Source organism: Nocardiopsis sp. LDBS0036 (genome assembly GCF_041228755.1).
Classification (GTDB): Bacteria; Actinomycetota; Actinomycetes; order Streptosporangiales; family Streptosporangiaceae; genus Nocardiopsis; species Nocardiopsis dassonvillei.
Genome location: NZ_CP141103.1, coordinates 5,020,174 through 5,046,626, shown reverse-complemented (window position 1 = coordinate 5,046,626; position 26,453 = coordinate 5,020,174). Strand labels below are relative to the sequence as shown.

Below are 26,453 nucleotides of genomic sequence, written 5' to 3'. Positions count from 1 at the left end.
CGGGGGCGGGGGGACCCCGCACGCCGCACCGGCGACCGCTCCGGCCGGCGCCCCGGTCTGCCGGGGCCCGGCGGGGCCTACAGCCAGCCCATGTCCTGGGCGGTGCGGATGGCGGACATGCGGTTGTCGGCGCCGGTCTTGCCGATGGCGTTGGAGAGGTAGTTGCGCACGGTGCCCTCGGTCAGGTGGAGGGCGGCGGCGATCCTGGCGACGGTGGCGCCGTCGGAGGCGGCGCGCAGCACCTCGGTCTCGCGGTCGGTGAGCGGGCTCTCGCCGCCGACCATCGCGGCGGCGGCGAGGTCGGTGTCGATGTAGCGCCCGCCCTCGTGCACACGGCGGATGGCGCCCGCGAGCTGGTCGACGGGGGCGTCCTTGGCCAGGAAGCCGCGCGCGCCGGAGGACAGGGCGCGGCGCAGGTAGCCGGGGCGGCCGAAGCTGGTGAGGATGACGACGCCGCAGTCGGGGGCGTCCGTCCGCAGCCGCGCGGCCACCTCCAGCCCGGTGGCGCCGGGCATCTCGATGTCCAGGACGGCGATCTCGGCGCCGTGCCGGAGGACGGCGTCGACCACCTCGTCGCCCCGGCCGACCTCGGCGACGACCTCCAGGTCGTCCTCCAGTCCGAGGAGGGCGGCGATGGCCCCCCGCACGAGGTGTTCGTCATCGGCCAGCACGATCTTGATCAAGGTCGGCTCTTCTCCGGTGTCTCGCTTGGGCTTCGGCACGATATCGTTTCGGGCATTGTGGTGCATACGGCGCCTACGGGAAGCGCGCCGGGGTAACGGGCGACGTGTCGGGTCGCAGTGTCGGGGTTCGGATGCTCTCACGGACCTCGGGGCCGGTCACCGACGGCCCGGTCCGACGGCGCTGGGCCACGGGACCGCCGACGCGGACCGAGCGGGGGCACGGCAGGGGCGGAAGGACTCGAAACCCCGGCATATCGCGCTCTCACCCTGTTCTAACCCATGCGCCGCATGATGGAACACGTCACTGAACATCGTCCCGTCAGCCGGAGGATGAGTTGAACCCCAACGAACCGAGTGCAGGTACCGAGCCCGGTGCGGCGGCCGGGAGCGGGCTTCCCGAGCACCGTCCCGCCGAGCCCGCCGACCAGGCGGGGCCCTCCGGCCCGCACGAGGGGGGCTCCTCCACAGGTGACGGGACCGATGTCCGCGGCGCGTCCGGCGGGGAGCACGGGGGTGTCCCCGCCGGACAGGACGACCTGACCCACGGGGCCGAGCACGCCGGGCCCCAGCGGTCCTTCGGGGGTTCCGAGTCGCAGGGGGCCGGCGGGGAGTCCGGGGCCGGGGAGCCGGGCGAGCGCGTGGAGCGGCCCGCGCAGCACGAGCCCGGCGGGTACACCGGCGTGTGGCAGAGCGGCGAGCAGCCCGGCGGGCACCCCGGCGCCGAGCGGAGCGGCGGGTACGCTGCGGCCGGACAGACGGGGGAGGGATTCCCGTCCCAGCAGGGCGGACACCCGGGGGCCGAGCGGCACGGGTGGCCGGAGACCGGCCCCGCGGGGACGGGGCCGACCTTCTCCCCGCCCGGACAGCCGCCGAGGTGGGCCACCGGGCCCAACGACCCGGAGCACGCCTCCTACACCTTCCCGCCGCCCGGGGGCGGCTACGGCGCCGCCGCAGGCGGCCAGCACGAGCAGTTCTCCGCCCACCACCCCGCTCCCCCGCACGGCGGGCAGAACGGCCCCCACGGGCCGGTCGGGCACGGGCAGCCGCCGTACGGTGACGGCGGCGCGTTCGGGGCGGGCGGCCCCGGCGGTCCCGGGGACCACGGCGGCCACGGCGGGCAGCCCCCGTTCGGCGGCGCCTTCCCCGGGGCGGTGCCCCCGCAGGGAAGCGGCGGGAAACGCGGCTCCGGCAGGATCGTGACCGTCGCCGCGATCACCGCCCTGGTCACGAGCCTCATCGTGGGCCCGATGACGGCCCTGGGCACCGCCTACCTGTTCCCCAACGGCCTGAGCGGGCCGATCAGCTCGCTCAACCAGGAGCAGGAGAGCACGCAGACCGAGGGCGAGGTGGGCGAGGTCGCCGACACGGTCCTGCCGAGCGTGGTGTCCATCCGCACCGCCAACGGCGGCGGCAGCGGTGTGGTCATCTCCTCCGACGGCCAGATCCTCACCAACGCGCACGTCGTGGCCGCCGCCGAGGGCGGTCCGATCGAGGTGCTGTTCAACGACGGCAGCTCCGCGCGCGCCGAGGTCCTGGGATCGGACCCGGTCTCCGACATCGCGGTGATCCAGGCGGAGGGGCGCAACGACCTCACCCCGGCCACCCTCGGCGACTCCGAGCAGGTCGGCGTGGGCGCCGAGGTGGTCGCGATCGGTTCCCCGCTGGGGCTGTCGGGCACGGTGACCACGGGTGTGGTCAGCGCGCTGAACCGTCCGGTGAACACCGGGCAGTCCGGGCAGACGTCCACGGTGATCAACGCGATCCAGACGGACGCGGCGATCAACCCCGGCAACTCGGGCGGCCCGCTGGTGAACATGAACGGCGAGGTCATCGGGATCAACACCGCGATCGCGGGCGTCTCGCAGGACAGCGGCTCGGTGGGGCTGGGCTTCGCCATCCCGATCAACCAGGTCCGCCCCATCGCGGAGCAGCTGGTCGAGGACGGCAGCGCGAGCTACCCGGCGATCGAGGCGACCATCACCAACTCCCGCGTCGGCGGCGCGGAGATCGTGGAGGTCACCGAGGGCGGCGCGGCCGCCGAGGCCGGGCTCCAGGCCGGTGACGTGGTGGTGTCCGTGGACGGCGAGCAGGTGTCCACGCCGGACGAGCTGATCGCGCAGATCCGGATCCGCCAGCCCGGCGAGGAGGTGACCCTGGGGGTCGTCCCCGACGGCGGCAGCGGCTCCGAGGAGGAGGTCACGGTGACGCTCGGGGAGCAGAGCGTGGAGGCGGCCCAGAACGAGGAGGGCGGGAACTGACGGGCGAGACCCCGGTTCCCCCGCACACGGGCGGCCTCGGACCCTCGGGTCCGGGGCCGCCCGTCGTGTGCCCGGCGGCGGGCGGGACGGTCACGGACCGAAGGCGCGGCGGATCGGGGCCGCGCGGCGTGTGCGCGGCGGAGCGGGTCCGGGGCACGCGAGCCGCGGTCCGTTGTCTGTCGGCGCGGCCGGACTTGTGGGTAGGCGGAAGGGGCGCGGGGGTTCCCTCCCCCGCGCCGCGTGCCACCGAGCGGTCGCCCGGCGGCCACCGAGAGGTCGGCGGGGGTCAACGCGGGTGACCCACACTCGGGCGTACGCGGCGACCCGACAAAGGAGATCAGGTCATGTCCACGTCCTTCGCCTCCCCCGCGGTGGCGGCACCGCCCCGGCCCGCCGTCGGCGCGACTCGCCGCACCCGGGTCCTGATCGGTACCGACACCTATCCCCCCGACGTGAACGGCGCCGCGTACTTCACCGCCCGCCTCGCCCGCGGTCTGGCCGCGCGCGGAGCGCGGGTGCACGTGGTGTGCCCCTCCCCCGAGGGCGCCCCGTACACGGCGGAACGCGGCGGGGTGGTCGAGCACCGGCTGCGCTCGGTGTCCTCCCTGGTCCACGACAGCGTGCGGCTCGCGGTCCCGCTGGGCGTGCGCGGCCACCTGGACCGGCTCCTGGACCGGGTGCGGCCGGACGCCGTCCACATCCAGAACCACTTCCTCGTCGGCCGGATGCTGGCCGCCGCCGCGCACGCCCGAGGCGTGCCCGTGGTCGCCACCAACCACTTCATGCCGGAGAACCTCTTCGACTACGTGCACGTGCCCGCGCCGCTGCGCCCGCACGCGGCCCGGCTGGCCTGGTGGGACCTGGGCGCGGTGCTGTCCCGGGCCGAGCACGTGACCACGCCCACCCCGGCGGCGGCGCGGCTGCTGGTCGACCAGGGGTTCACCCGGCCGGTCGAACCGGTCTCGTGCGGGATCGACCTGGACCGGTTCAGCCCGCTGGACGGCGGCGCGGCCACCCGGCGGCGGCTGCGCGCCCGGCTGGGCGTGCCGGACCACAGGACGGTGCTGTTCGTGGGGCGGCTGGACGAGGAGAAGCGCGTGGACGAACTCGTGCGCGCGGTGGCCCTGACCGACGGGGTGCAGCTCGTGCTGGCCGGGCACGGCGCGCACCGGGCGCGGCTGGAGGAGCTGGCGGCGGAGGTCGGCGCGGCCGACCGGGTGGTGTTCCTGGGCTTCGTGCCGCACGCCGACCTGCCCGACGTGTACCGGTGCGCTGACGTGTGGGCCATCGCCGGGACCGCCGAACTCCAGAGCATCGCCACCCTGGAGGCGATGGCGAGCGGCCTGCCGGTGGTGGCGGCGGACGCCATGGCGCTGCCGCACCTGGTGGAGGAGGGCGGCAACGGGTACCTGTACCCGCCCGGCAGCCCGGGGGCGCTGGCCGCACGCGTGGAGTCGGTGGTCGCCGACGAGGGCCGACGGCTCGGAATGGGCGCGCGCAGCCGCGACATGGCGGAGCTGCACCGGCTGGAGGACTCGCTGGAGCGGTTCGAGCGGATCTACCGCGAGGCGTCCGCCGGTGCGGGGGCCGGCGCCGGAGCCGGTGCGACGCGCAGCGGGCGGTGACCGGCGGTTCCGACGCGGCGTCCGCGTGAGCGCTGGATCCTCACCCGCGCGCCTTCTGCTCCCCGTCCCGCGGCGGTGTGAACAGCGGCAGGTGGAAGCCGATGGCGGCGCCGCCGCCCTCCCTGTTGCGGGCGAACACCCTGCCCCCGTGCGCCTGCGCGATCTCCCTGACCATGGACAGGCCGAGCCCCGAACCGGGCAGGCCGCGGGCGACGGCGGCCCTGTAGAAGCGCTCGAAGACGTGGTCGAGTTCGGCCGGGTCGATGCCGGGCCCCCGGTCCAGGACCTCCACCGTCCCAGCGCGCACGCGGATCTCGATGGGCGCGGTGCCCTCGGGGTCGAACTTGGCGGAGTTCTCGACCGGGTTGGAGACGGCGCGCTCCAGGGAGCCGGGGCGTCCCCACACGACGCTGTCGTCGGCGTCCACGACGATGTCGCGGCCGGTGCGGCGGCGGGTGCGCTTGGCGACCTTCTCGGCGATCCCGGCGAGGGGGACGGCGCTCATCTGCTCGTCCTCGTGGTCGCCGGTGGCCAGGCCGACCAGTTCGTTGACCAGGGCGGTGAGTTCGCGGGTCTCGCCGCGCAGGTCCTCGATGAGGCCGGCGCGCGCCTCCGGGCTGAGCCGGTCCACCCTGTCGAGCACCTGCACGTTGGTGTACAGGCTGGTCAGCGGGGTGCGGAGTTCGTGCGCGGCGTCCTGGACGAGGCGGCGCTGCTCGTCCTTGGAACGGGCCAGCCGGGCGAGCATGGCGTTGAACGCGCTGGTGAGGCGGCCGACCTCGTCGCGGCCGACGTCCTCCTCGCGGCTCTCGCCGCTCCGGCCGGGGTCCACGGGGTCGAGCCGCCCGGTGGAGCTGACGTACTCGGCCGCCTCGGTGAGGCGCACCAGGCGGCCGGTGGTGCGGTGGCCCACCAGCCAGCCCGCGGCGGCCGCGCACAGGGCGACGAACAGGCCCACCCACAGGATCTGCGTGGCCAGCCGGTCGATCATCAGCTCGGTCGGGGACAGGCGCTGGAGGAGCTGGAGGGCCCCGGCGCCGTCGCCGAGGGAGACCGTGGCCAGCCGGTACTCCTGCCCGCCGATGGCCTGCTCGCGCATGTCGACGATGCCGGGCCGGGCCTCCTCGGCGACCTCCAGGTCCCTCTGCGACGGTGCGAACAGGATGATCTCGGACGGGTCGGCGATGTTGACCGTCCTGCTGCCGTCGGGTTCGAGGAGCTGGAGCTGGAACTTGTCGCTGGGCAGGAACGGTCCGGGACCGGCGGAGCCGCCCCGCCCCTGCTGGTGGTAGTCGACGAGCTGGTCGGACAGGGCGGTGACGGTGCTCTCGAACTCGGTGCGGGCGTCGGAGCGGATGAGCGCGGCGGCGGTGGTGTAGGCGAGGGTGCCGACCAGGGCGATGACGACGGTGGCGACCAGCGCGAAGATCACCGCGAAGCGGGTGCCCAGCCGCCAGTCGCCCGGTTGGAGCAGTGTCCGGCGCCACCTCGGGACGGCGGTGCGCGCGGCGGACACGAGGGCCCTGAGACCGGACGCGGCGCCAGAGCCGTGCGGGGTACCGGGGCCGTGCGGGGCGTCGGAGGCGGGCGAGGCTCCAGGGCCGTGCGGAACGCCGTGTCCGGGTTCCCGCGGGGTGCCGTCGTCGGGTCGCACGGGGCTCAACCCTGCGGCCGGAGCGTGTAGCCGACCCCGCGCACGGTCTGGATCAGCGGCGGACCGCCGTCCTCCAGCTTGCGGCGCAGGTAGCTGATGTAGACGGCGAGGTTCTTGGACTCGGGGCCGAAGTCGTAGCCCCAGATGCGGTCGTAGATGGTGGAGTGGTCCAGGACGATCCCGGCGTTGCGCACCAGGAGTTCGAGCAGGTCGAACTCGGTCTTGGACAGCTCGACCTCGCGGTCGCCGCGCCAGACCCGGCGGGAGGCCGGGTCCAGGGACAGCTCGCCGACGCGCAGCGGTCCCTGTTCCGATGCATCCTCGGGAAAGGGCGCGGCCCGGCGCAGCAGTGCGCGCAGCCGGGCGAGGAGTTCCTCCAGCTCGAAGGGCTTGGCGAGGTAGTCGTCGGCCCCCGCGTCGAGCCCCGCCACACGGTCCGGCGTCTCCACGCGCGCGGTGAGCATGAGGATGGGCGTGCGGTCGCGCTCGGCGCGCAGCACGCGGGCCACCCCGAGCCCGTCCACTCCCGGCATCATCACGTCGAGGACGAGCAGGTCGACGGGGTCGGCGTGCACGGCGGCGAGTGCCTGGACCCCGTCCGGTACCGTCCTGACCCTGTAGCCCTCCAGTTGGAGCGCGCGTTCCAGTGAGTCCCTGATCGCGCGGTCGTCGTCGGCGACCAGAACCGTGGCGGTGGCTTCCATGGCGCCCATGGTTCCGTATGAGGGTGAGAGCGCGGTAAGAGCGGGGTGGGGCGCGTGTCAGACTCCGCGCCGGTCAGGGCCCGCGCGGACCGGGCGGGCCCGCACGGGGCCCGCCCGCCCTCCGCCGGGGTCCGGGTTCAGGCCCCGGGGTCGAACGCGCGGGTCCGGGCCATCCCGGCCGCGCGCCCCTTGCCCGCGACCACGAGCGCCATCTTGCGGGAGGCCTCGTCGAGCATCTCCTCGCCGAGCATGACGGCGCCGCGCCGGTCCACGGTGGTGGCGTGGGCGTAGGCGTCCAGGATCAGCTCGGCGTGGTCGTAGTCCTCCTGGGAGGGCGCGAACACCTCGTTGGCGGCCTCCACCTGGAGCGGGTGCAGGACCCACTTGCCGTCGAAGCCGAGGGCGGCCGTGCGCCCGGCGGAGCGGCGGAACGCGTCCACGTCCCGGATCTGGAGGTAGGGGCCGTCGATGGCCTGGAGCCCGTGGGCGCGGGCGGCCGTGAGGATGCGCATGAGCACGTAGTGGTAGGCGTCGCCGGTGTCGTAGCCGGGCGGCTGCTCGCCGACGACCAGGCTCTTCATGTTGATGGAGGCCATGAAGTCGGCGGGCCCGTAGACGAGGCTCTCCAGGCGGGGCGAGGCCGCGGCGATCCCGTCCACGGCCACCAGGCCGCGGGCGTCCTCGATCTGCGCCTCGATGCCGATCCGGCCGACCTCCAGCCCGACGGCGCGCTCGATCTGGGTGAGGAGGGTGTCGAGCCACTGGACGTCGCGGGCCGAGGTGACCTTGGGCAGGACCAGGGCGTCGAGTTCGGCCCCGGCTCCCTCGACGACGGTGACGACGTCGCGGTAGGCCCACCCGGTGGTGACGTCGTTCACGCGGACGGACCGCACCTTGCCTCCCCATCCGCCGTCGTTGAGCGCCCGGACGACGGCGTGGCGGGCGGAGTCCTTCTCCAGGGGCGCGACCGCGTCCTCCAGGTCGAGGAAGAAGGCGTCCGCGTCCAGTTCCCGCGCCTTGTCCACGAACCGGGGGTTGGACCCCGGCACCGCGAGTACCGACCGCCGCGACCTGAGTTCGCCCATCGCCGTCCGTCCCCCTGCTCCACTCGTCCGCCTGCGCGCGGTCCGCACCGGTCGGCCGCGCGGGAGCGCGGTCGCGGCGCCGGCCGTCCGGCCGGGTCGGCCGCCTCCGCCGGGCGGGACCGCGCCGCCCATCATCGCACCGTGCGGTGCATAGAGTGAGTCCGGGCCCCTGGTGGGGCGCAGGGGAATTCCAGGGGGGAAACGAGCATGTCCGGCACGTCGTCGTATCCGACCAGCGCCCACTGGGGCAGTTACCGGGTGGTCGTCGAGGACGGCCGGGTGGTCGGAACCCTCCCCGACCCGGACGACCCGGCGCCGTCCCCGGTGATCGCCAACACCCCCGCCGCCCAGCACCACGCCTCGCGGGTGGCGCGTCCGGCGGTGCGGCGGCGCTGGCTGGAGAACGGACCCGGCCCGGACCCGCTCCGGGGTGACCCGGACGACGCCTACGTCGAGGTGGAGTGGTCCACGGCGCTGGACCTGCTCGCCGGTGAGCTGGACCGGGTGCGCGGCGCGTACGGGAACGCGGCGATCTACGGCGGTTCGTACGGCTGGGGCAGCGCGGGGCGGATCCACCACGCGCAGAGCCAGCTGCACCGGTTCCTCAACGTGATCGGCGGGTACACGCGCTCGCGCACCACCTACAGCCACGGCGCGGTGGAGGTCCTCTTCCCGCGGATCATCGGCGTCCCGGCGGCGAACCGGCTGCTGCACCGGGCCCCGTCGTGGACGCGGATCCGCGAGCACACCGAGCTGCTGGTGAGCTTCGGCGGGCTGCGGGTGTCCAACACGTGGACCTCCTCGGGCGGGCGCGCCGCCCAGACCGCCGGTCCGGCGATGCGCGACGCGTCCGGGGCCGGGGTGGAGTTCGTGTCGGTCTCGCCGCTGCTGGACGACACCCCCGAGGACGTCAAGGCCGAGTGGGTCTCCCTCAACCCGGGGACCGACACGGCGGTGATGCTGGCGCTGATGCACGTGCTGTTCACCGAGGGCCTGGCCGACACCGCCTTCCTGGACCGCTACACCGTGGGCGCGGACGTGCTGCGCGCGTACGTGCTGGGCGAGCGCGACGAGCGGGGCGGCCCGGACGGGACCGCGCGGACGCCGGAGTGGGCCGAGCGGATCAGCGGGGTCTCGGCCGACGAGCTGCGGTCTCTGGCGCGGCGGATGGCGGCGCGGCGCACGCTGGTCAACGTGGGGTGGTCGGTGCAGCGGGCCCGGTACGGCGAGCAGCCGTTGTGGGCCGGACTTGCGCTGGCGTGTTGCCTGGGGCAGGTGGGGCTGCCGGGCGGCGGTTTCGCGTCCGGGTACGGGTCCATGGGCAACTACGGGGGCGGCGCGACGCCGCTGGGGCTGCCGAGGATGCCGCAGGGCAACAACGCGGTGGACTCGTTCATCCCGGTGGCGCGGGTGGCCGACATGCTGCTGGAGCCGGGCGGGCGCTACGACCACGACGGCGAGGAGAGGCGGTACCCGGACATCCGGCTGGTGTACTGGGCCGGGGGCAACCCCTTCCACCACCACCAGGACCTGAGGCGGTTGACCGAGGCGTTCGGGCGGCCGGAGACGGTGGTGGTGAACGAGACGCACTGGACCGCGACGGCGCGGCACGCCGACATCGTGCTGCCGGCCACGACGGTGCTGGAGCGCGACGACATGGCCGCGAGCCAGGGCGACCTGAGCGTGCGGGCGATGCCGCGCGCGGTGGCGCCGCACGGGCAGGCGCGCGACGAGTACGACACCTACGCCGACCTGGCCGAGAGGCTGGGGGTGCGCGAGGAGTTCACCGAGGGGCGCACGAGCGGCGAGTGGATGCGCGTGGTGTACGGGCGCTGGCGGTCGCTGGTGGCGCGGCGGGGCCTGGAGGTGCCGGAGTTCGAGGAGTTCTGGGAGCGCGGGCGGGTGGAGATGCCCGGCCGGGTGGAGGACGAGGCGCTGCTGGGCGAGTTCCGCGCCGACCCGGAGGGCCACGCCCTGCGTACGCCGAGCGGGCGGATCGAGCTGTTCTCGGAGACGATCGCGTCGTTCGGGTACGAGGACTGCCCGGGGCATCCGGTGTGGCTGGCGGGACCGGTGGTGACCGGTTCCGGCGCCCAGGCCGGGCTCGGGGCCGGTGCCGGGGAGTCCGTGGCGACGGACTCGGTGCCTGGGGCCCGAGGGTCGGTGGTAGCGGGTTCCGGTACCCACGCCGGAGCCGGAGAACCGGAGGCGACGGCCTCCGGAGCTGGGGCCCGAGGGTCAGTGGTAGCGGGTTGCGGAGTCGGGGCACCCGTGGTGGACGGCTCCGGTGGTCGGTCCGGGGAGTTCCCCCTGGTGCTGATCGCGAACCAGCCGAGCGGCAGGCTGCACAGCCAGCAGGACATGGGCGCGCACAGCATGTCGCAGAAGGTGCGCGGAAGGGCGCCGTTGCGGATGCGCCCTGAGGAGGCGCAGGCGTGCGGTGTGGCTGACGGGGACGTGGTGCGGGTGTCCAGCGCCACGGGCTCGTGCCTGGCGGGCGTGGTGGTGAGCGACGCACTGCGGCCGGGGGTCGTGCAGCTGTCCACGGGGGCCTGGTACGACCCCTCGTCGGAGGACGTGACGTGCGCGCACGGGAACCCGAACGCGCTGACGGAGGACGTGGGGACGTCCTCGTTGAGCCAGGGGTGCACGGGTCAGCTGGTGCGCGTGCGCGTCGAACCGTTCACCGGAGAAGTGCCGCCCGTGCGCGCCTTCGAGCCGCCGAGGGGCGTCACCGCGGTCTGACCGCGGCGGGGCCCTCCCCGAGCGCTTCACGACGCGTGCCCGGCTCCACGACGTCGGAGGCCCTGGCCTGTCTCCCGTGGCCCCGGGGCCGCCCCACCCGCGTACCCACGCGGGCTTCCGGCGCCCCGGCCCGCCGGAGTCTCCCGGCGGGGCGGGCACACGTGAGCGGCGCGGCCGGGGGAACGGACCCAGGGCCGGGGGGCCGGGGCCGTCACCGTACGAGGAGCCGGTTCACGCGCCTGGGCAGCAGCAGCCCCGCCCAGCCCAGGAGCGCGTACCCCACCTGGCCGGGCGCGAGCATGCCGAGGATCGCCCCGGTGTTCGCGGTCGGCGCGCGCAGGAACTCGCGCATCCGCGGGTGCGCGTGCGGCACCCCGTTCCCGGACAGCAGCAGCGTGAGCACCGCGACCAGCACCACGGCCGCCCAGACCACGTCCACACCGGTCAGGCCGCCCAGCCACCCCTGGATCCGGTCGAGGGCCACGAACGCGTAGGCGGGCGTACCGGTCGCTTCCGGGCCGGGCGCGGTGGCGGCGAACACCGCCGCCGCGCCCATCGCCGCCATCGCCCCGGTGACCCCTCCGGTGGCCGCCAGCCCCAGCCGCATCGCCAGTTCGCGCGCCTGCCGGGTCAGTTCCTCCTGTGAGGGGTAGTGGCGCCAGGGCCGCCCCGCCGACCGGGCCTCGCCCATGGCGTTCGCCCGCCGCCAGCGCAGGAACCGCCAGGTGTCGCAGAGCACCGAGGGGCCGCGTCGCGCCGCGATGGCCGCGACGGCCAGCTCGTGGGCGATCGTGGACACCGTGGTGGCCAGGGTGATCGGCAGGTCCACCCAGGACAGCGCCGTCCGGCGGAACAGCGGCGCGATGTCGGCGGGCACGCGGACCCGCATGGCCACCGAACGCCCCCGCGCCCGGCGGCGCAGGCGGGCCAGCGGCGGCTGCCCGGGCAGCGGCGGCGTGGACTCGGCCGCGGTCGCGATCATCCGGTAGTCCATGGCCACCGCGCACAGCAACAGCAGCACCAGCAGCCACGGGGTGAGCACCCCTCCGCCGAGGAGGCCGTGCACGAGGTCGGAGGCCGGGTGCAGCTGGGCGTTGGCCAGCCGCGCGTTCAGGTTCAGGTGCTCCAGGAACGCCAGGGTCAGCGCGACCGGCGGCAGCAGCCACAGCCAGGCCCCGTAGCGGCGGCCGACGACCGCCAGGCCGATCGCGGCGCCGACCAGGCCGGTGGTGACGGCGTGACCGGAGAAGACCGCGAGCACGGTGCCCGCGGGGTCGGTGACGGTGCTGCCGCCGGGCAGGAACAGGTCGGTCCCGGCGGACGGGCCGGCCCCTCCGAGGGCCACCTGCGTGAGCAGGCGCTCGGCCAGCTGGAACCCGGCCCCGGAGGCCGCGGCCAGCAGCAGGAAGTCCACCGCGGCCAGGCGGCGCAGCCTTCGGCGGGCCGCCAGGGCCAGGAGCAGCAGCGGGAGGAGCTTGCCGACCTCCTCCACGGTCACGGCGACGTAGGTGTAGCCGAGGACGCCGTAGGGGTCGCCGCCCAGCAGCCCGGTGACGGCGGACTCGGCGAGCGCCAGGGGCCACAGCAGCAGCGCGCCGAACGCGGCCATCCGCAGCAGCGAGGCGAAGGAGACCGTGCGGGAGCGGGCCAGCAGGGCCAGCTGGAACAGCAGGACGAAGGAGGCGGCCAGCACGGGGAACGCGGCGCCCAGACCGGGGACGGCCAGGGGCGCCACGAGCAGCGCCGCCACCATGAGCCACCCCCAGGCCCCGCGCAGGGCCCGCAGGGAGCGGACCGCGCGCGGCGAGCGCCGCCGCGCGCGTTCGGCGCTGCGGGCCAGGAGTTCGGCCGGGTCCGGGCCGGGCCCGCGCGAACCGCGGGCGTGGCGCGCGCCGGTCTCGGCGCAGTGGTAGAGCTGGGCGGCGCGGGTGAGGACCGGGCCGCCCTCCCGTCGGGCGCGCGCGGCGAAGTGGCTGCGGGCCTGGGGGATGTCGGCGCCGACGAGTTCGCGGACGAAGTCGGCGGGACCGGCCGCGACGGTGAGCTCGTCCGCGGTGACCAGGACGGCGGCGGAGAAGTCCTCGACGCAGACCAGGAAGTCGGTGGGCGCGGGCCCCCAGCCGCGGATGAGGTCGATGAGGGTGTCGGTGTCGAGGGGGACCTCGGTGACGGGGTCGTAGGAGAACTCGGGCCTAGTCCGGCACACCAGGAGCCGGTCCACGCCCATGGCGCGGCCCGCGGCGACGACCGCGCGGATGAGGTTGCGGTCGCGGGGGACCAGGAAGGGGGTGGTGACCTTGCCGTCGGCCCGGATCCAGTGGGGGTCGAACTCGGTCGCTCCGGCGCAGACGCGCAGCACGAGGTCACGCGCGAGCATGGCCTGTTCTTCCATCGGTCACCTCGTGCCTGGGGGCTCACTCGGGGGCGGACGGGCGCTCGCTCGGGGGCGGAGACCACGGGCCCGTTTCCGCCGCCTTCCGGACGGATCGGCCCGACCGAGCATAACGGTGGGCCGTCCGGCCGGGGGAGTGCGCCGTGGGGCCCTCCCCCGGCGGCGGAGGCCGGCGGCGGGTCCGCCGGACGCGAGGCGTGTCGGTCATTCGTGTTCCTCGCGTCGTCGCTGGTCGACGCGGTGGCTGCGTCCCGGCGGCCTTCTTCCGGGCCGCGGCCGTGTTTGACAGGACCCGATCCTTGGTATCTACTTTCCATATAGAAAGTAGATGCGAAAGAGGAGATGGACATGGCCAGCAATCCCGAGCTCGACCAGGTCGCCGACGCCCGCCGCAAGCTCGCCGCCCACACCGACCTGCCCGCCGCCTACTGGGTCTTCCTCGCCGCCGCGGGCGTGCTCATCGCCGGACTGCCGATCTGGTCCGCCGTCCTGCCGGGCAGCGGCCCCTACTTCCAGTGGGCCGTCCTCGGCGTGGTCCTGGTCGCCACCGCCTACTCGGTCGTCCAGCGCCGACGCAGCGGCGTGTACATGCCGCGCTACATCACCTCCTACCCCGGCGCCCGGCTGATGTGGATCGCCGCCCTGGCCGTCGCGGGCGTGGGCTACATCGGCATCAACCTCCTGGTCGACCAGGGCATGATCGGCTTCGCGCTCGCCGCGCTGGTGCCCGTGGCCGCCCTCGTGCTCGCCGGGCAGATGCTGGTCCGCTCGGCCGTGCGCCGCAGCATCGAGAACGGCAGGGTCAAGTAGTGACCGCGCTGCACCGCCCCGGCGGCGGCGCCTCCGCCGGAGGCGCCGCCGCACGCCAACCGATCCTGGAGACCGGCCCGCGCCTGGCGATGTGCGCGCTGTTGCAGAGCGCCAAGTGGGTCGACTTCGCCACCGTGCGCGACCTGCTCGGCGTCAGCGATCCGATGGTCTCCAAGCACAGCCGCACCCTGGAGGACGCCGGACTGCTCGAAGTCCGCAAGGGAGCGGTCGGGCGCCGACCGAAAACCTGGTTCCGCCTGACCCCGGTCGGACGAACGACCCTGCAGAGCCACCTGGCCTGGCTGACCGGCCTGGGATCAGCGGTCGAGCCCGACACCTGAACCGGGGCGGGGAGTCCGGGCCGGCCGGAACCGCGGCGGCCCGCTCCGGCTCCGACGCCGGGGAGGAGGGCCCCGGCCGCGGGGAACACCAGGTGCCGCCCGCGCTCGACGCGGGCGGCGCTCTGCGTTTCGGCTGGAAACGGGGCGGCGCGGAGCGTGAACGACCCTGCCGACGGGGGCGCGGACCGAAGGCGCGCCGGGTCCGCGGCGGAGCCCCGCCGCGGTCTCCCGCACGCACCGGTCCGGCCTCCCGGGCCCTCCCGTTCCCCGGGGCGCCGCGCTCCGCGGCCGCCGACTCACACCCGCGCGCCGGGCGCGGGCGCCCCACCGCCGCGGGGAGCGCCCGCCTCCCCTCCTCCTTCGCCGAGGGGTTCGCGCGAGGGCCGCGGTCCGGCTCCGAAGGCGTCCGCGCACAGCTGCGCGAAGTGCCGCACCCCCGGCAGGTCGAGCGCCCAGCCCGCGAGCGCCCACCCCAGGTGCAGGTGCTCCAGCGCCCGGGCCAGCGCCGACACCCCGCTCCAGCGCAGTCCCTCGGAGTTCTCGTAGGTGAGGCGGTACAGCACCTCGGGGTGCTCCGCCGCAGGTCGCGGCTCCAGCGCCACCGGCGCGCGGGCGGTGAGCCAGCCGCCCAGGCCCCGGCACATGGCGCAGTCCGCGGCCACGTACAGCGTGCCCGGCGCGCGGCCGGGCCACGGCCGCCACCGGGGCAGCCAGGACCGCACGCCCGCCCGGTAGGCATCCCAGTCCCCGCCGAACGCCGCCCGCAGCTGACCGCCCTCGTGCCAGGCGGCGAACCCCGCGCCGTAGGCGAAGGCCACGAGCGCGCCGAGCAGCAGCCACGGGTCGCCGGTCACCGGGGCCAGGACCAGGTACACCCCGGCGACGGTGGCCTGCATCGGGTTGCGCAGGTAGGCGTAGGGGCCGCTGGTGACCAGCCGCGACGGCGGGTCGAAGGGCAGCGGGGTGCCGCCGCCCACCCGCGCGAACTCGCGGGCCGCCGCCAGTCCCGGCAGGCACACCGGGGCCAGGACCTGGGCGGCCACGAAGGCCGTGCCCGGACCGGGCAGGGAGTCCAGCGCGGCCAGCGGCAGGACCACCATGGCCCCGAACGCCAGGAGCGCCTGCGCCCACATCCGGGCGTGCACCAGCTGGCCGGTGCGCGTCCAGTAGGCCAGCATCAGCGCGGGGATCAGGCACAGCGCGGAGCCGACGAACTCGCCGAGCAGCCAGAGCGGGCCCAGCACCACGACGGGTTCGGCGAGCGGCATGACGATGACGTCCACCCACACGAGCAGGCCGCTGAGCAGCGGCACCGGCAGCAGGCGCAGCAGCAGCGCGGGCAGCGCGCCCCACAGCACCGCCCAGGCCAGCAGCAGGTCCACGGGCATGCCCAGCCACACCGCGCCCTCGGCGTGGAAGGACCACCAGCCCGCGCGCAGCGCGTACAGGTTGAGCGGGACGAGCGTGAGCAGGGCCCACGCCCCGGCCACCAGCATCGCCGCGACCTCGCGCGGGCGGGGCGCGCGCCACAGGCACAGTCCGGCCAGCAGGAGCAGCGGGGCGAACAGGCCGACGCCGCGGACCAGCGCCGCGGGCAGTTCCGGGATCATCGGGAGCCCTCCAGGGCGGCGGCGCCGAAGGTGACGGCGAGGTACTCGGCGGCCAGGTCGGTCGTGTAGGACTGGATCGGCCCGAAGTACCACGAGGGCTCGTAGGTGCGCTCGTAGTCGATGGACCAGGCCAGGCGGGTTCCGCCGCCCTCGGCGCGCCACACGGCCTCGGCGCGGCGCATGTCCATCCAGTTCGCGAAGGCGGTGTCCTCGACCACCTCGAAGACCACGCGCCCGCCGTCCTCGCGGACCTCGCTCCCGGTGATCCGGAGCTCCATGTGGCGCGGCGTGGGCTCGGCGCCCGGTTCCAGCGTGCGGCGCGGGGTGAAGCGGACGTGCCGGGTGTCGCCCACCTCCAGGCCCCCGCCGGAGGCCGAGACGGGCTCGGGGAAGGGCACGGCCCGCAGGAAGAGCGCGTCGGGGGCGGCGTAGGCGGGCGGGGCGGCCAGGGCGGCGGCGACCTCGTGCGGGGTGGCGGGAACCAGGACGTGGCCCCCGCCGCGGTCCTCCCGGGGCAGCAGGGAGGTTCCGGCGACGCCCTCCAGGGCGAGCACGAACAGCAGCGGCGCCGCGAACAGGGCGTGCCGGGAGCGGTCCCGCCAGGCGACGAGCGCCCCGGCCGTCCAGGTGACCACGGCGACGACCCCGTAGATCAGCGGCGCGGCGATGAGCAGGCAGACCATGCCCTCACCGAGCAGGGGTCCGGCCAGGGCCAGGCAGAGGGTGGTGACGGCCATGGTGACGCCCATGGCGCTGCGGGCCCGCACGGTGAACACCACGAGCAGGGCGATCGTCGCGGGCAGGCCGACGTAGAACAGCGCGGTCTGGTCCAGGCCGCCCCAGTGGTGGATCCGGAGCGCCAGCAGGGCGGCGAAGGCGGCCAGGACCAGGGCCGCGAGCAGCAGGCGCGCCCTGGAGGGCGCGGGGGAGTCGCTTCGGGGCACGGGGGAACTCCTTCAGCATGCGATTAAATCGCTTGGTTTAATCACTCGATTAAACCGTATGCTGAAAACCTCCCCGAGAGCAAGGAGGGCCATGGCCAAGGGCGGCGGAGGACGGCGCACGAGCGAGGAGACCAGGGAGCGGCTCCTGGCGGCGGCCAGCGAGGTCGTGCGCGAGGAGGGCTACGCCGGGGCGTCGGCGCGCGCCATCGCCGCGCGCGCGGAGGCCAACTCGGCGCTGGTCTTCTACCACTTCGGCGGGGTCGACCAGCTGCTGCTGGCGGCGCTGGACCGCTCCAGCGCCGAGCGCATGGCCATGTACCGGGAGATCGCGGCGCGGGCGAACACCCTGGAGGAGCTGGTGGAGGCGGCGATGCTCATCTACCGGACCGACCTGGAGCGCGGCTACATCACCGAGTTCTCCGAACTGGTGGCCGCCGCCGTCACCAAACCGGAGCTGCGCACGCAGATCCGGGACCGCTCGGAGCCGTGGATCGCCTTCATCGAGCAGGAGTGGAACCGCGTCCTGGGCGGATCCGCCCTCGGGAAGCTGCTGCCCGCCCGCGAGGTGGCCTACGGAGCGATCACGTTCTACCTGGGGGTGAACCTGTTCTCGGTGCTCGACGAGGACCACTCGCGCACCGAGGCGGTGTTCGACCTGGCCCGCGGGCTGGCCCCCCGGGCCAAGCTCCTGACGCTGCGCCTGCCGCGCCGCGACCGGGGGGTAGGCTCGCCCGCGGACGAGGAGGACGCATGAGCACAGGCATCACGGTGGCCCCCGGGATCGAGTTCCCCGACACCGCCGACGGCCGGACCCACGTGGCGGCCGCGGTGATCGCCGACGACCGGGGAAGGGTCTTCGCCCAGCGCCGGTCCCCCACGCGCAAGGTGTTCCCGCACTGCTGGGACATCGTCGGCGGACACGTCGAGCAGGGCGAGACCATGCTGGAGGGGTTGGCGCGCGAGGTCGGGGAGGAGACCGGCTGGCGGCTGACCGGGGTGCTGGCGGAGCTGTTCCGGCTGGACTGGGACCCCGGGGACGGCCTGACCCGGCACGAGGTGGACTACCTGGTGCGGGTGGAGGGCGACCTGGACGCGCCCCGCCTGGAGCCGGGCAAGCACACCGAGTTCCTGTGGGTGGACGACTCCCTGGTGCACCGGCTGCGCGACGACCGCGACCCGGGCGACTACTTCATCACCGACATCGTGCAGCGGGGCATCGACGCCGCCCGCGCGCTGGGCACTCGGACGACGCGGGACCAGGGTTAGTGCGTCAGAGCCTCGGTGACGTGGAGGGCGAGGGCCAGCCACAGCGCGCCCGCGCCCGTACCCGCGCCCCAGGCTCCCCCGGGACTCACCACCGCCGGCCGCGCTCCGGCACCGGGGCGGATCAGATGTCGGTGGGCATCCAGGCGAGCACGAGCCCGAGCCACACGGCGAACGGGCCCGCCACCAGGTCCCGGCCCCACCCCAGGGGCCGGTCGGCGGACGGAGGCACCCCCTCCCGTGCCTCTTGGACGAACCGGGTGGTCCGTTGGGCGGCTTCCTCGTCCCGGGCCGGGGTGTTCCCCCAGGCCCTCGAACAGAACGCCCTTCCGTCGAGGAAGTGGACGGCGACCCCGTTCCCGGCGCCGACCCGCGCGACCCACTCCACGGGAATCGAGACCCACACGGCGTACCGCTTCAGGAGCAGGCGCGTCCCGGTCAGGCGAATCTCCGGATAGACGGTCCGCTGCCAGACCACCAGCCCGAGGACCGGCAGGAGCGGGGCCGCCACCAGCGCGTACCAGTCGCCCTCCCCCGCGCCGAACACGAGCACCGCGGAGAGCGACGCCATCACCAGCACCGCGGCGACACCCAGGAACCGAAACCGGCCACGGTACAGGGTGACCGGAGGCACAGCCGAAGGGTCGGACCGGTCGTCGGCCTCCCGCCCGGCCCGGAGCCGGAGCAGGAGGTCGTGGGACGGGCTTCCCGGAAGACCGATCACGCCCCAGAAGACGAACCCCGCCGCTCCGACGAGGGGCGCTCCCTCACGCGCGCTCCAGAGGACACAGGCCACGGTGAAGAACCCCCACCAGATCCGCGCGCACGAACGGGGAAGCCGTGCGGCCCGCAGCGCATCGCGCCACAGCCCCGCACGACCGCTCCTCCAGTCGCCACCGCGGTGGGCGGCGATGCGACGCGTCTCCGCGTACAGCGCGACCAGGGTTCCGACGAGGAACAGCGGGAGGAGGACCGCTGCGGTGATCACACGGCACCGGCCGGGGGTGCGGAGGCGGGGAACATGGGGGATGCCCGTCGTGTCCGGAGGAGGGGACCCCAGCATCCCACGGCGGTCCGGCACCCCTCCCCCGGCCCCGCACGCGAACGGCGGACAGACAGGGCTTGAGCCCGCACCCTTCGGTCCCGCCCCGAGCGGACCGCACCGGAGCGAACCCATGGGGGCTCGGCTGTGCGCGTTCCGGGGACGGCGTCCCCTCGGCCGGGCGGGCGACCCGGTCCCGGCCCGGTTCCGCCTCAGGCCGCCCGGCGGACCTCGGCCACCGCGAGCGGCAGCGCCTCCAACAGGTCGGACGCGCTGATCGGGGCACCGTCCCGGGCCAGCGAGGCGGCGCGTCCGTGCAGGTAGGCGCCGCACATCGCCGCCTCCCTCGCGGGCAGCCCGGCGGCCAGGAGCGCGCCGACCACCCCCGACAGCACGTCTCCGGTCCCGGCGGTGGCCAGCAGCGGCGTTCCGGTCGGGTTGACGACCACCGGGGCCCCCGGGTGCGCGATCACCGTGGTCGACCCCTTGAGCAGGACGGTGCACCCGAAACGGTCACGGGCGCGGGCCGCGTGCTCCAGACGGCGCGCCTCGACGTCCCCCCGGTCCGCGCCCAGCATCCGGGCCAGCTCCCCGGCGTGCGGCGTCAGGAGCGTGTGCGCCTTCCGCTCCCGCAGCAGCTCGCACAGCGGTTCGCCCCACTGCCCGGTGAGCAGGGTGAGCCCGTCCGCGTCCACCAGCACCGGGACGTCGCTGTCCAGGACCGCTCGGAGCTCGTCGGCGTTGGCCGGGTGCGTGCCCCGGCCGGAGCCGACCACGACGGCGGACACCCGCCCGGGCGACAGGTCGGTGCTGTTCTGCGGGTCGAGGAGGCTGGCGACGGTCTCCGGCCAGCGGGCGAGCACCTGGTCGACCACGGCCGGGCCGCCCCCGTAGCGCACCATGCCGACCCCGGTGCGCAGCGCTCCGCCCACGCACAGGACGGCGGCGCCCCGGTAGCGGTCGGAGCCCGCGCGGACGGCGAGGACGCCCCGCCGGTACTTGTCCGACTCCGCCCCGGCGACCGGCAGGAGGGAGGCGATGTCCGCAGCCCGCGGACTGACCAGCTCGGGCCCGGGCAGCTCCGGGGTCAGCCCGATGTCCACGAGACGGACCCGGCCCGCGCGTTCGGCGCCCGGATCGACGAACAGGCCGGGCTTGTGGGTGCCGAAGGTGACCGTGACGTCGGCGCGCACGGCGTGCCCGGCCACCTCGCCGGTGTCGGCGTTCACCCCGCTGGGCAGGTCCACGGCGACCACGGGGACGGGCGCGTTGGCGGCGAGCAGGGCCAGGGTGGAGTGCGGCCTGCGCAGGCCTCCGCTGCCGCCGATGCCCACGAGCCCGTCCACGACGAGGTCGGCGTCGAACAGGTCGCTCTCATCGGCGAGGGCGTCGGTGAACCAGCGGACCCGCCCTCCCGCCGACCGCAGGGCGGCGATCCCGCCCTCGTGGACGCGCCGCCCGGCGATCAGGGCGCGCACGGCCGCGCCCCGGGCGGCCAGCGCGGCGCCCGCGTACAGCGCGTCGCCCCCGTTGTCGCCGCCGCCGACCATGAGGACGACCCGTGCCCCGTACACACGGGGCAGCAGCCGCGCGCACTCGGCGGCGAGTGCGGTGGCCGCCCTGAGCATGAGGGCCCCCTCGGGGAGGCGCGCCATGAGCGCGCGCTCGGCCTCGCGGACGGTGTCGGCGGTGTGTGCGGAGCGCACGGGTTACCTCCCAGGTTCGGGTCGGCCACCATCGTGCCGCAGAGGGCTCCGGGTACGGGGACTCCGCCACACCGGGTGGCCGACAACAAGGAATTTTCTACACAAAGTGATCACCCCTCTACCCTTCGGAGTGTCGACTTGACACAATGGGGGGCATGCCTCGACCGAGCAAATACGTCTCTCGGTCCGATCTGGGATGGGGTTCCTCGCCCGCGACCCGGGCCAATCCCCGATCCGGACTGGTCATCCACTACGACAGCACCGACCAGGGGCTGGCCGCGAAGGACCACTCGGCCTGCCTCAAGTACTGGCGCGACACCCGCTCCTTCCACACCGGCCCCTCCCGCGGCTGGGCCGACGTCGGATATTCCTTTATGTCCTGTTCGCACGGATATGTCATTGAAGGCCGGGGGCTGTACAAGACCCAGGCCGCGCAGCCGGGGGGCAACACCTCCCACTACTCGGTGACCCTGGCCACCGGTCCCACGGACGCCATCACCCCGGAGCAGATCAACGCCGTGCGCGCGCTCCGCCAGTGGCTGATGGAACCGGACACCTCGATCGCCGGAACGGTGCTCGGGCACCGCGACTTCGTCTCCACCTCGTGTCCGGGCGACAAGGCCTACGCTCTCGTCCGCGACGGCACGTTCGAAAAGCCCCCCGGGGAGATCACGGAGGTAAACGACATGCTCGGACTCGCGATCGGCAGTACGGGGGACGCGGTCAAGCTCCTCCAGCTCAAGGTCACCCGGGCGGGCTTCGGCGACACCCTGGGCGCGGGCGGGGTCGACGGCGACTACGGGGAGGCCACCGCCGAGGCCGTGCGACTGACCCGCAAGTACGTCGGCAGCCGCGCCCTGCCCGGGTACGGCGACAAGATGACCGCCCACGCCGTCGACCAGGTGGAGGCCGCCGTCATCAAGCGCGCGCTGGCGGGGGGCGCCGCGAAGGCGGAGGCCCCCGCGGAGGAGGCCACCCCGGCGTAGGGGGAGCACCGACGGGTCGGGGCGCTCCGCGCTCCGACCCGCTCCGACGCCGCCCCCGGAACCGGCCCCGGGCCGACCCCCCGTCACTCGCAGGCGACGCCGTCGCCGTCGCGGTCCAGGTGGGAGCCGTAACCCGGGTCGCCGCGGCGTACGGGCGCCGCACCCGCGGCGCGCGCCGCGTCGCAGTTCTCGTAGTAGGCCGGGGCGCCGCCGGTGTCGCCTCCGCCGCCCCCGCCGCTGCCGCTCCCGCCACTGCCGCCGTCGTCCGGGCGCTCGGTCACCGTCTCCGTGACGGTCTCCGTGGCGGTGACCGTCACCTCCACCTCGACCTCCTCGGTCGCGGTGGCGGTCGGCTCCACCGTCTCGGACACGGTCGCGGTCACCGTGGCGGCCGGGGGCGGCGGCCCCGCCTGGTCGGAGCCGCCTCCGGCCAGCGCACTGGCGCAGGAGCCGATCATCACGGTCAGGACCAGGGCGCCGAAGCACCCCAGGCATCCGAGGCCGATCTTGCCGCCGGTGGACACGGTGGCGGGGGAACGCGGGGGCAGGGACACGGCGGGGCTCCGGGGGATGCGCAGGGAGCGGCGGAGCGGGAACCGCGCTGGACGGGCGCGTGCGGGCGGGGCACGCGCGTGCGGCGACGATATCCGAGCCAGCCGCGAAAAGGATCCCCTTTGCGGTAAAAAGCGGCTTCCGCCGGATCCGACCGCTCTGCCGCCGCCCCCGAACGCTCCGTCGTCGGGCCCGGACGCCCCACCGGGCACCTCGGGAGAGCCGACCGGACACCGGCGAACGTCGGGAACACAGCGTGAAGCCCCGGCCGCGGGGCGCGCGGCCGGGGCTTCGCGGTGCGTGCGTGGACTACTGGACCGTCGTGACGATCGGGTCCTCCATGCCGAAACTGGGGTCGTAGCGGACCTCGGTCACCACGACCTCGCCTACCACGGCGATCTGCCCCGAGACCGAGGAGCCGGGCGCGAGGGTGCCGACCTCGATGTGCTGGATGTCGGCGAAGATCGCGTCGGCCCAGTCGGTGCGCTCGGTCCCGTCGGAGAGCACGGTCGTGAAGTACAGCGGGTTGATGTCGAGCGGCTCGTCGCCGTTGTTGGTGAGCTCGACGTCGAGCACCGTGTAGACGGTGTCGTCGATGGTGTCACCGGCCGTGCCCGCGGCGGTGGCGGTCAGGGTGACGCCCTGCTCGTTGGCGGGCTCCTCGGCCGCGCCGCCCTCGGACTCCTGCGTGCCCTCCTGCTGGGTGGGGGCCGAGGACGTGGAGGTCGACGTGCTGTCGCCGCCGCCCGCCATGGAGGCGATGATCACGATGACGATGACCACGATGAGCACCAGGCCGAGGCAGCCGCCGCCGATGCCGAGGCCGACCTTGGCGCCGGTGGACATGCCCTTCTTCGGCGGCGGGCCGTAGGGGTCTCCGGGACCGCCGGGGGGCATGCCGCCGTAGGGGGGCTGGCCGGGGGGCGGACCGCCCGGACCGCCGTAGGGCGGCTGACCGCCGGACGGGTCGCCGTAGCCCCCGCCGGGAGCGCCGTAGCCGGGCTGGCCGCCGTAGGACTGGTAGCCGCCGGTGCCGTCACCGTGGGGAGGCTGCTGGGGGCCGGAAGGGTACTGGGGATAGGACAACGGGGTGCTCCGGTCTTCGTACACGATGCCTGAGGGAATGTGCCGCGGGCCTGAGCCGTGTACCGGCTGGAACACATGCGGCTTCGAGGACCATATCCGACGCGGGTGTGCCGCCGCCTCGCAAGCCCCGTGTCAGAGCTGTCCGGAATCGGACGTTTCCGCTGGCGGCCGGGCCTGGACCCGGTCGCCGCCGGGGGACGGTGCGATCCTGTGACCCCGACGTACTACGCTGTGTCGTAGAAGCCCGCTGGCATGGCGTGAGGACGACGAGCGGAGGCGGCGTGGTCGACTGGCTGACCATGACGATTCAGATGGTGTCACTGGCGTTGGCCGGGTGGTGCCTCGTCTCGACCTTGCGCGACCAGCCCATGGTGGTCCCGCACCTGGTAGGCATGGCTGTCCTGTGGCTGCTCGTGCTCGGACAGGTGACCGCCACCGTCGTCACCATGGTCGGCGGCGAGCGGCCCGCCGAGACGGCCATGTTCGTGTCCTATCTGGCCACGGTCGCCCTGCTGCCGCCCGCGTGCGCCGTGTGGGGCTTCATGGAGCGGAGCAGGTGGGGCCCGGCGGTGATCGCCTTCGCGTGCCTGATCCTGCCCGTCCTGTTCGTCCGCCTCGAACAGCTCTGGAGCCCCGTTGTCTGAGTCCGCCGCGACCCGGGACAGAACCCTGCGCACCGGCCCCGGCCGCCTGCTCGTCGCCGTGTACGGGGTGTTCGCGCTCGCCGCGACCGCGCGCGGGGGCTACCAGCTGGCCACGAGGTTCGACGAGGCACCGCTGGCCTACGGGCTCTCGCTGCTCGCCGGGGTGATCTACCTGGTGGCGGCGGTGGGCCTGGCCCGGGCCGGGCGGACCTCGCGCAGGGTCGCGCTGGTCTCGTGCAGCGTCGAACTGGTCGGTGTGCTGGCGGTGGGCGCGGTCAGCCTGCTCCTGCCGGGGGTCTTCCCCGACGACACGGTGTGGTCGAACTTCGGCGCCGGGTACCTGTTCATCCCGCTGGTGCTGCCGGTGCTGGGCCTGTGGTGGATCCTGCGCGTCCACCGCATGGACCGGGGCGTCGGGGGCCGCGGCGCCTGAACGGCGCCCCCGGGCCCGCTTCCGGGTCCCGCGTCCGGGCGCCCTCCCGCGGGCCGGTACGGCGGCGGACACCGGGCACACCCCTCCCCACCTGCCGGGACGGAACGCCTAGTGTGGTGCCCATGTCCGAACTCCTGACCCTGCCGGTGGCCGTGTCGGCCGACTGGCTCCGCGAACACCGCGACCGGGTGGTCCTCGTCGACTCCCGGTGGTACCTCGACGGGCGCTCCGGCCGCGACGCCCACCGCGCCGGACACCTGCCCGGCGCCGTCTTCACCGACCTGGACACCGACCTGGCCGCCCCGGCCAGCCCCGAGGGCGGACGCCACCCGCTGCCCTCCGCGGCCGACTTCGCCGCCGCCCTCGGCCGCCTCGGCATCGGCGACGACTCCTCCGTGGTGGTCTACGACGACGCGGGCGGTTCCGTGGCCGCCCGCCTGGTGTGGATGCTGCGCGTGCTGGGGACCCCGGCGGCCTTCCTCGACGGGGGCCTCCAGGCGTGGGCCGGCGAACTGGAGGAGGGCGACGTCACCCCCCGGCCGGTGCACCGCACCCCCCTGCCCTGGCCCGCCGACCGCGTCGTGCACACTGACACCGTCCGCGCCGAGGCGGGCGATCCGGCACACCTGCTGGTCGACGCCCGCGCCCGCGAACGCTACACCGGTGAGCGGCCCGCACCCGTCGACGCCCGGCCGGGGCACGTGCCGGGCGCCCGCAGCGCCGAGTGGACCGCGAACCTGGGCGATGACGGGCTCCTGGCCGCCCCGGGAATCCTGCGTGAACGCTTCGCCGCCCTCGGCGCCGACTCCGCCGACACCATCACCGCCTACTGCGGGTCGGGGGTCACCGCCTGCCACGACCTGCTCGCCCTGGAGCACGCCGGGTACTCCGGCGCCCGCCTCTACCCGGGGTCGTGGAGCCGTTGGGGAGGCGACGACACCCTCCCTGTGGAGACCGGCGACCCCCGGGCCTGAAAACCCCGCGCACCGGGGCGTGGGCGCCTCGGCCCGAGCCGCCGGACGCGGGGCGCCGGTGTCCCGGGGGCGGTTCCGGGAGCGCGCCGAGGCGCGCTCCCGAACACGGGGCCGTTCTCAACGACCACCGTCCGTGAGAGGTTCCCGGGCGGGGCGTCTTTCGTGTCCTGATCTGGTCACATGTGGAACCGGCCCCTCGCACGCGGCGTCAGAGCGTCAGTAGGATTGCCCGGCCCCGGGGAACACGCAGGCAGGGGACGTGCACGGCCTCGCTCCCCCATGCCCCACCGCGAAACGAGGAACATTGGCCATCGAACTCCTGCTGCTGCTCATCCTGGTCGGCGTCGCCGTCGTGATCGGCGTCCTGGTCTACGCGCAGCGCGCCAAGAAACCGAAAACGGCCCCCGAGCCCCCCGCGCCGCCTCGGGACCCCTTCGCCGACACGGGCGACAGCACCGCGGGCGACCCGCGCGCCATCAAGGCGGGCGACATGATCGACTGGGGCACCGAGCGGACCTGGATCCGCGGCACCCTGCGCCTGTCCGAGGGCGGCTTCACCTGGTCCGAGCACTTCCTGGAGGTCGAGGGCGGCAAGCGCTGGCTCTCGGTGGAGGAGGACCCCGACGTGGAGCTGGCCCTGTGGACCGGCCGCCCCGACCTGGACATCATCCCCCAGGGCAAGAGCATCGAGCTGGAGGGCACCGTCTACCGGCTCCAGGAGAAGGGCACCGGCTCCTACCGCTCCGAGGGCACCACCGGGCTCAAGGCCTCCGGGGGCCTGGACTACGCCGACTACGAGTCCGACGACGGACGGCTGCTGTCCTTCGAGCGCTTCGACCACGGGCGCTGGGAGGCCAGCACGGGCACCAAGGTCGCCCCGGGCACCTTCACCATCTACCCGGGGAGCTGACCGGAA

Annotated in this window: 23 protein-coding genes; 12 read left to right on the top strand and 11 right to left on the bottom strand. The window is 74.8% G+C overall.

Annotation, left to right across the window (positions count from 1 at the left end; translation table 11 throughout):
* Positions 1–77 precede the first annotated feature (77 nt).
* Positions 78–683, bottom strand: a complete 606-nt coding sequence (locus UIS43_RS21635) for a response regulator transcription factor (RefSeq protein ID WP_019610142.1) — start codon at positions 681–683, stop codon at positions 78–80.
* A gap of 335 nt (positions 684–1,018) precedes the next feature.
* Here UIS43_RS21635 and UIS43_RS21630 point away from each other — a divergent pair, with 335 nt between their 5' ends.
* Both UIS43_RS21630 and UIS43_RS21625 read left to right on the top strand, forming a co-directional pair.
* Positions 1,019–2,941, top strand: coding sequence for a trypsin-like peptidase domain-containing protein (locus tag UIS43_RS21630; RefSeq protein WP_370011485.1), 1,923 nt, complete (start codon positions 1,019–1,021; stop codon positions 2,939–2,941).
* A 344-nt stretch (positions 2,942–3,285) separates the two neighbouring features.
* Positions 3,286–4,566, top strand: coding sequence for a glycosyltransferase (locus UIS43_RS21625; RefSeq protein ID WP_013156185.1), 1,281 nt, complete (start codon positions 3,286–3,288; stop codon positions 4,564–4,566).
* 40 nt (positions 4,567–4,606) lie between these two features.
* Here UIS43_RS21625 and UIS43_RS21620 read toward each other — a convergent pair whose 3' ends face one another.
* From UIS43_RS21620 to UIS43_RS21610, 3 genes are all read right to left on the bottom strand, one after another.
* Positions 4,607–6,082 carry a HAMP domain-containing sensor histidine kinase gene (locus tag UIS43_RS21620; RefSeq protein ID WP_013156184.1) on the bottom strand — a complete coding sequence of 492 codons (1,476 nt, stop codon included), beginning with the start codon at positions 6,080–6,082 and terminating at the stop codon, positions 4,607–4,609.
* A 143-nt stretch (positions 6,083–6,225) separates the two neighbouring features.
* Positions 6,226–6,924, bottom strand: a complete 699-nt coding sequence (locus UIS43_RS21615) for a response regulator transcription factor (protein ID WP_013156183.1) — start codon at positions 6,922–6,924, stop codon at positions 6,226–6,228.
* A 137-nt stretch (positions 6,925–7,061) separates the two neighbouring features.
* Complete coding sequence (locus tag UIS43_RS21610; protein ID WP_013156182.1) at positions 7,062–8,009, bottom strand: CoA ester lyase; 948 nt, start codon at positions 8,007–8,009, stop codon at positions 7,062–7,064.
* Between the two features lie 207 nt (positions 8,010–8,216).
* Here UIS43_RS21610 and UIS43_RS21605 point away from each other — a divergent pair, with 207 nt between their 5' ends.
* Positions 8,217–10,754 (top strand): molybdopterin-dependent oxidoreductase, encoded by a 2,538-nt coding sequence (locus UIS43_RS21605; protein WP_013156181.1) that lies wholly within the window; start codon positions 8,217–8,219, stop codon positions 10,752–10,754.
* Positions 10,755–10,965: 211 nt separating this feature from the next.
* On the opposite strand, the gene UIS43_RS21600 is transcribed toward UIS43_RS21605, so the two are convergent.
* The gene (locus tag UIS43_RS21600; RefSeq protein WP_013156180.1) at positions 10,966–13,146 is read right to left on the bottom strand and encodes a PrsW family intramembrane metalloprotease; all 2,181 of its coding nucleotides are present in this window, start codon (positions 13,144–13,146) and stop codon (positions 10,966–10,968) included.
* 348 nt (positions 13,147–13,494) lie between these two features.
* Here UIS43_RS21600 and UIS43_RS21595 point away from each other — a divergent pair, with 348 nt between their 5' ends.
* Positions 13,495–13,956 (top strand): hypothetical protein, encoded by a 462-nt coding sequence (locus UIS43_RS21595; RefSeq protein ID WP_013156179.1) that lies wholly within the window; start codon positions 13,495–13,497, stop codon positions 13,954–13,956.
* Entirely contained in the window at positions 13,956–14,297 is a 342-nt protein-coding gene (locus tag UIS43_RS21590; RefSeq protein ID WP_013156178.1) for a transcriptional regulator, read from the top strand. The genes UIS43_RS21595 and UIS43_RS21590 overlap by 1 nt, the downstream gene beginning before the upstream one ends.
* A 296-nt stretch (positions 14,298–14,593) precedes the next feature.
* Here UIS43_RS21590 and UIS43_RS21585 read toward each other — a convergent pair whose 3' ends face one another.
* Both UIS43_RS21585 and UIS43_RS21580 read right to left on the bottom strand, forming a co-directional pair.
* Positions 14,594–15,907 carry a methyltransferase gene (locus UIS43_RS21585; RefSeq protein WP_013156177.1) on the bottom strand — a complete coding sequence of 438 codons (1,314 nt, stop codon included), beginning with the start codon at positions 15,905–15,907 and terminating at the stop codon, positions 14,594–14,596.
* The gene (locus tag UIS43_RS21580) at positions 15,904–16,851 is read right to left on the bottom strand and encodes a hypothetical protein (protein WP_013156176.1); all 948 of its coding nucleotides are present in this window, start codon (positions 16,849–16,851) and stop codon (positions 15,904–15,906) included. Before UIS43_RS21580 ends, UIS43_RS21585 begins: the two co-directional genes overlap by 4 nt.
* Positions 16,852–16,942: 91 nt before the next feature.
* Here UIS43_RS21580 and UIS43_RS21575 point away from each other — a divergent pair, with 91 nt between their 5' ends.
* Positions 16,943–17,605 (top strand): TetR/AcrR family transcriptional regulator, encoded by a 663-nt coding sequence (locus UIS43_RS21575; protein ID WP_013156175.1) that lies wholly within the window; start codon positions 16,943–16,945, stop codon positions 17,603–17,605.
* Entirely contained in the window at positions 17,602–18,117 is a 516-nt protein-coding gene (locus UIS43_RS21570; protein ID WP_013156174.1) for an NUDIX hydrolase, read from the top strand. Before UIS43_RS21575 ends, UIS43_RS21570 begins: the two co-directional genes overlap by 4 nt.
* Positions 18,118–18,238: 121 nt before the next feature.
* On the opposite strand, the gene UIS43_RS21565 is transcribed toward UIS43_RS21570, so the two are convergent.
* Both UIS43_RS21565 and UIS43_RS21560 read right to left on the bottom strand, forming a co-directional pair.
* Positions 18,239–19,102 (bottom strand): hypothetical protein, encoded by an 864-nt coding sequence (locus UIS43_RS21565; protein WP_370011480.1) that lies wholly within the window; start codon positions 19,100–19,102, stop codon positions 18,239–18,241.
* Between the two features lie 266 nt (positions 19,103–19,368).
* Entirely contained in the window at positions 19,369–20,862 is a 1,494-nt protein-coding gene (locus UIS43_RS21560) for an NAD(P)H-hydrate dehydratase (protein ID WP_370011478.1), read from the bottom strand.
* A gap of 155 nt (positions 20,863–21,017) precedes the next feature.
* Here UIS43_RS21560 and UIS43_RS21555 point away from each other — a divergent pair, with 155 nt between their 5' ends.
* Complete coding sequence (locus UIS43_RS21555; protein ID WP_049800401.1) at positions 21,018–21,848, top strand: N-acetylmuramoyl-L-alanine amidase; 831 nt, start codon at positions 21,018–21,020, stop codon at positions 21,846–21,848.
* A gap of 83 nt (positions 21,849–21,931) precedes the next feature.
* Here the strand turns inward: UIS43_RS21555 and UIS43_RS21550 are convergent, their stop codons facing one another.
* The gene (locus UIS43_RS21550; RefSeq protein WP_013156170.1) at positions 21,932–22,402 is read right to left on the bottom strand and encodes an excalibur calcium-binding domain-containing protein; all 471 of its coding nucleotides are present in this window, start codon (positions 22,400–22,402) and stop codon (positions 21,932–21,934) included.
* 307 nt (positions 22,403–22,709) lie between these two features.
* The gene (locus UIS43_RS21545) at positions 22,710–23,486 is read right to left on the bottom strand and encodes a DUF4352 domain-containing protein (RefSeq protein WP_013156169.1); all 777 of its coding nucleotides are present in this window, start codon (positions 23,484–23,486) and stop codon (positions 22,710–22,712) included.
* Between the two features lie 281 nt (positions 23,487–23,767).
* Here UIS43_RS21545 and UIS43_RS21540 point away from each other — a divergent pair, with 281 nt between their 5' ends.
* The 4 genes from UIS43_RS21540 (at position 23,768) to UIS43_RS21525 (ending at position 26,447) form a co-directional block, all read left to right on the top strand.
* Positions 23,768–24,130 carry a hypothetical protein gene (locus UIS43_RS21540; RefSeq protein WP_013156168.1) on the top strand — a complete coding sequence of 121 codons (363 nt, stop codon included), beginning with the start codon at positions 23,768–23,770 and terminating at the stop codon, positions 24,128–24,130.
* Positions 24,123–24,563, top strand: coding sequence for a hypothetical protein (locus tag UIS43_RS21535; protein ID WP_013156167.1), 441 nt, complete (start codon positions 24,123–24,125; stop codon positions 24,561–24,563). The genes UIS43_RS21540 and UIS43_RS21535 overlap by 8 nt, the downstream gene beginning before the upstream one ends.
* Before the next feature lie 122 nt (positions 24,564–24,685).
* Entirely contained in the window at positions 24,686–25,537 is an 852-nt protein-coding gene (locus tag UIS43_RS21530; protein ID WP_013156166.1) for a sulfurtransferase, read from the top strand.
* Positions 25,538–25,841: 304 nt separating this feature from the next.
* On the top strand, positions 25,842–26,447 hold the full coding sequence (locus tag UIS43_RS21525; RefSeq protein WP_013156165.1) for a DUF4178 domain-containing protein: 606 nt from the start codon (positions 25,842–25,844) through the stop codon (positions 26,445–26,447).
* Positions 26,448–26,453 lie beyond the last annotated feature (6 nt).

What these genes read in the sequence shown, in the direction of transcription:
- UIS43_RS21625 (WP_013156185.1), top strand. Translation starts at nt 3,286, where the DNA reads ATGTCCACGTCCTTCGCCTCCCCCGCGGTGGCGGCACCGCCCCGGCCC.
- UIS43_RS21615 (WP_013156183.1), bottom strand. Translation starts at nt 6,924, where the DNA reads ATGGAAGCCACCGCCACGGTTCTGGTCGCCGACGACGACCGCGCGATC.
- UIS43_RS21610 (WP_013156182.1), bottom strand. Translation starts at nt 8,009, where the DNA reads ATGGGCGAACTCAGGTCGCGGCGGTCGGTACTCGCGGTGCCGGGGTCC.
- UIS43_RS21605 (WP_013156181.1), top strand. Translation starts at nt 8,217, where the DNA reads ATGTCCGGCACGTCGTCGTATCCGACCAGCGCCCACTGGGGCAGTTAC.
- UIS43_RS21600 (WP_013156180.1), bottom strand. Translation starts at nt 13,146, where the DNA reads ATGGAAGAACAGGCCATGCTCGCGCGTGACCTCGTGCTGCGCGTCTGC.
- UIS43_RS21595 (WP_013156179.1), top strand. Translation starts at nt 13,495, where the DNA reads ATGGCCAGCAATCCCGAGCTCGACCAGGTCGCCGACGCCCGCCGCAAG.
- UIS43_RS21585 (WP_013156177.1), bottom strand. Translation starts at nt 15,907, where the DNA reads ATGATCCCGGAACTGCCCGCGGCGCTGGTCCGCGGCGTCGGCCTGTTC.
- UIS43_RS21575 (WP_013156175.1), top strand. Translation starts at nt 16,943, where the DNA reads ATGGCCAAGGGCGGCGGAGGACGGCGCACGAGCGAGGAGACCAGGGAG.
- UIS43_RS21570 (WP_013156174.1), top strand. Translation starts at nt 17,602, where the DNA reads ATGAGCACAGGCATCACGGTGGCCCCCGGGATCGAGTTCCCCGACACC.
- UIS43_RS21555 (WP_049800401.1), top strand. Translation starts at nt 21,018, where the DNA reads ATGCCTCGACCGAGCAAATACGTCTCTCGGTCCGATCTGGGATGGGGT.
- UIS43_RS21530 (WP_013156166.1), top strand. Translation starts at nt 24,686, where the DNA reads ATGTCCGAACTCCTGACCCTGCCGGTGGCCGTGTCGGCCGACTGGCTC.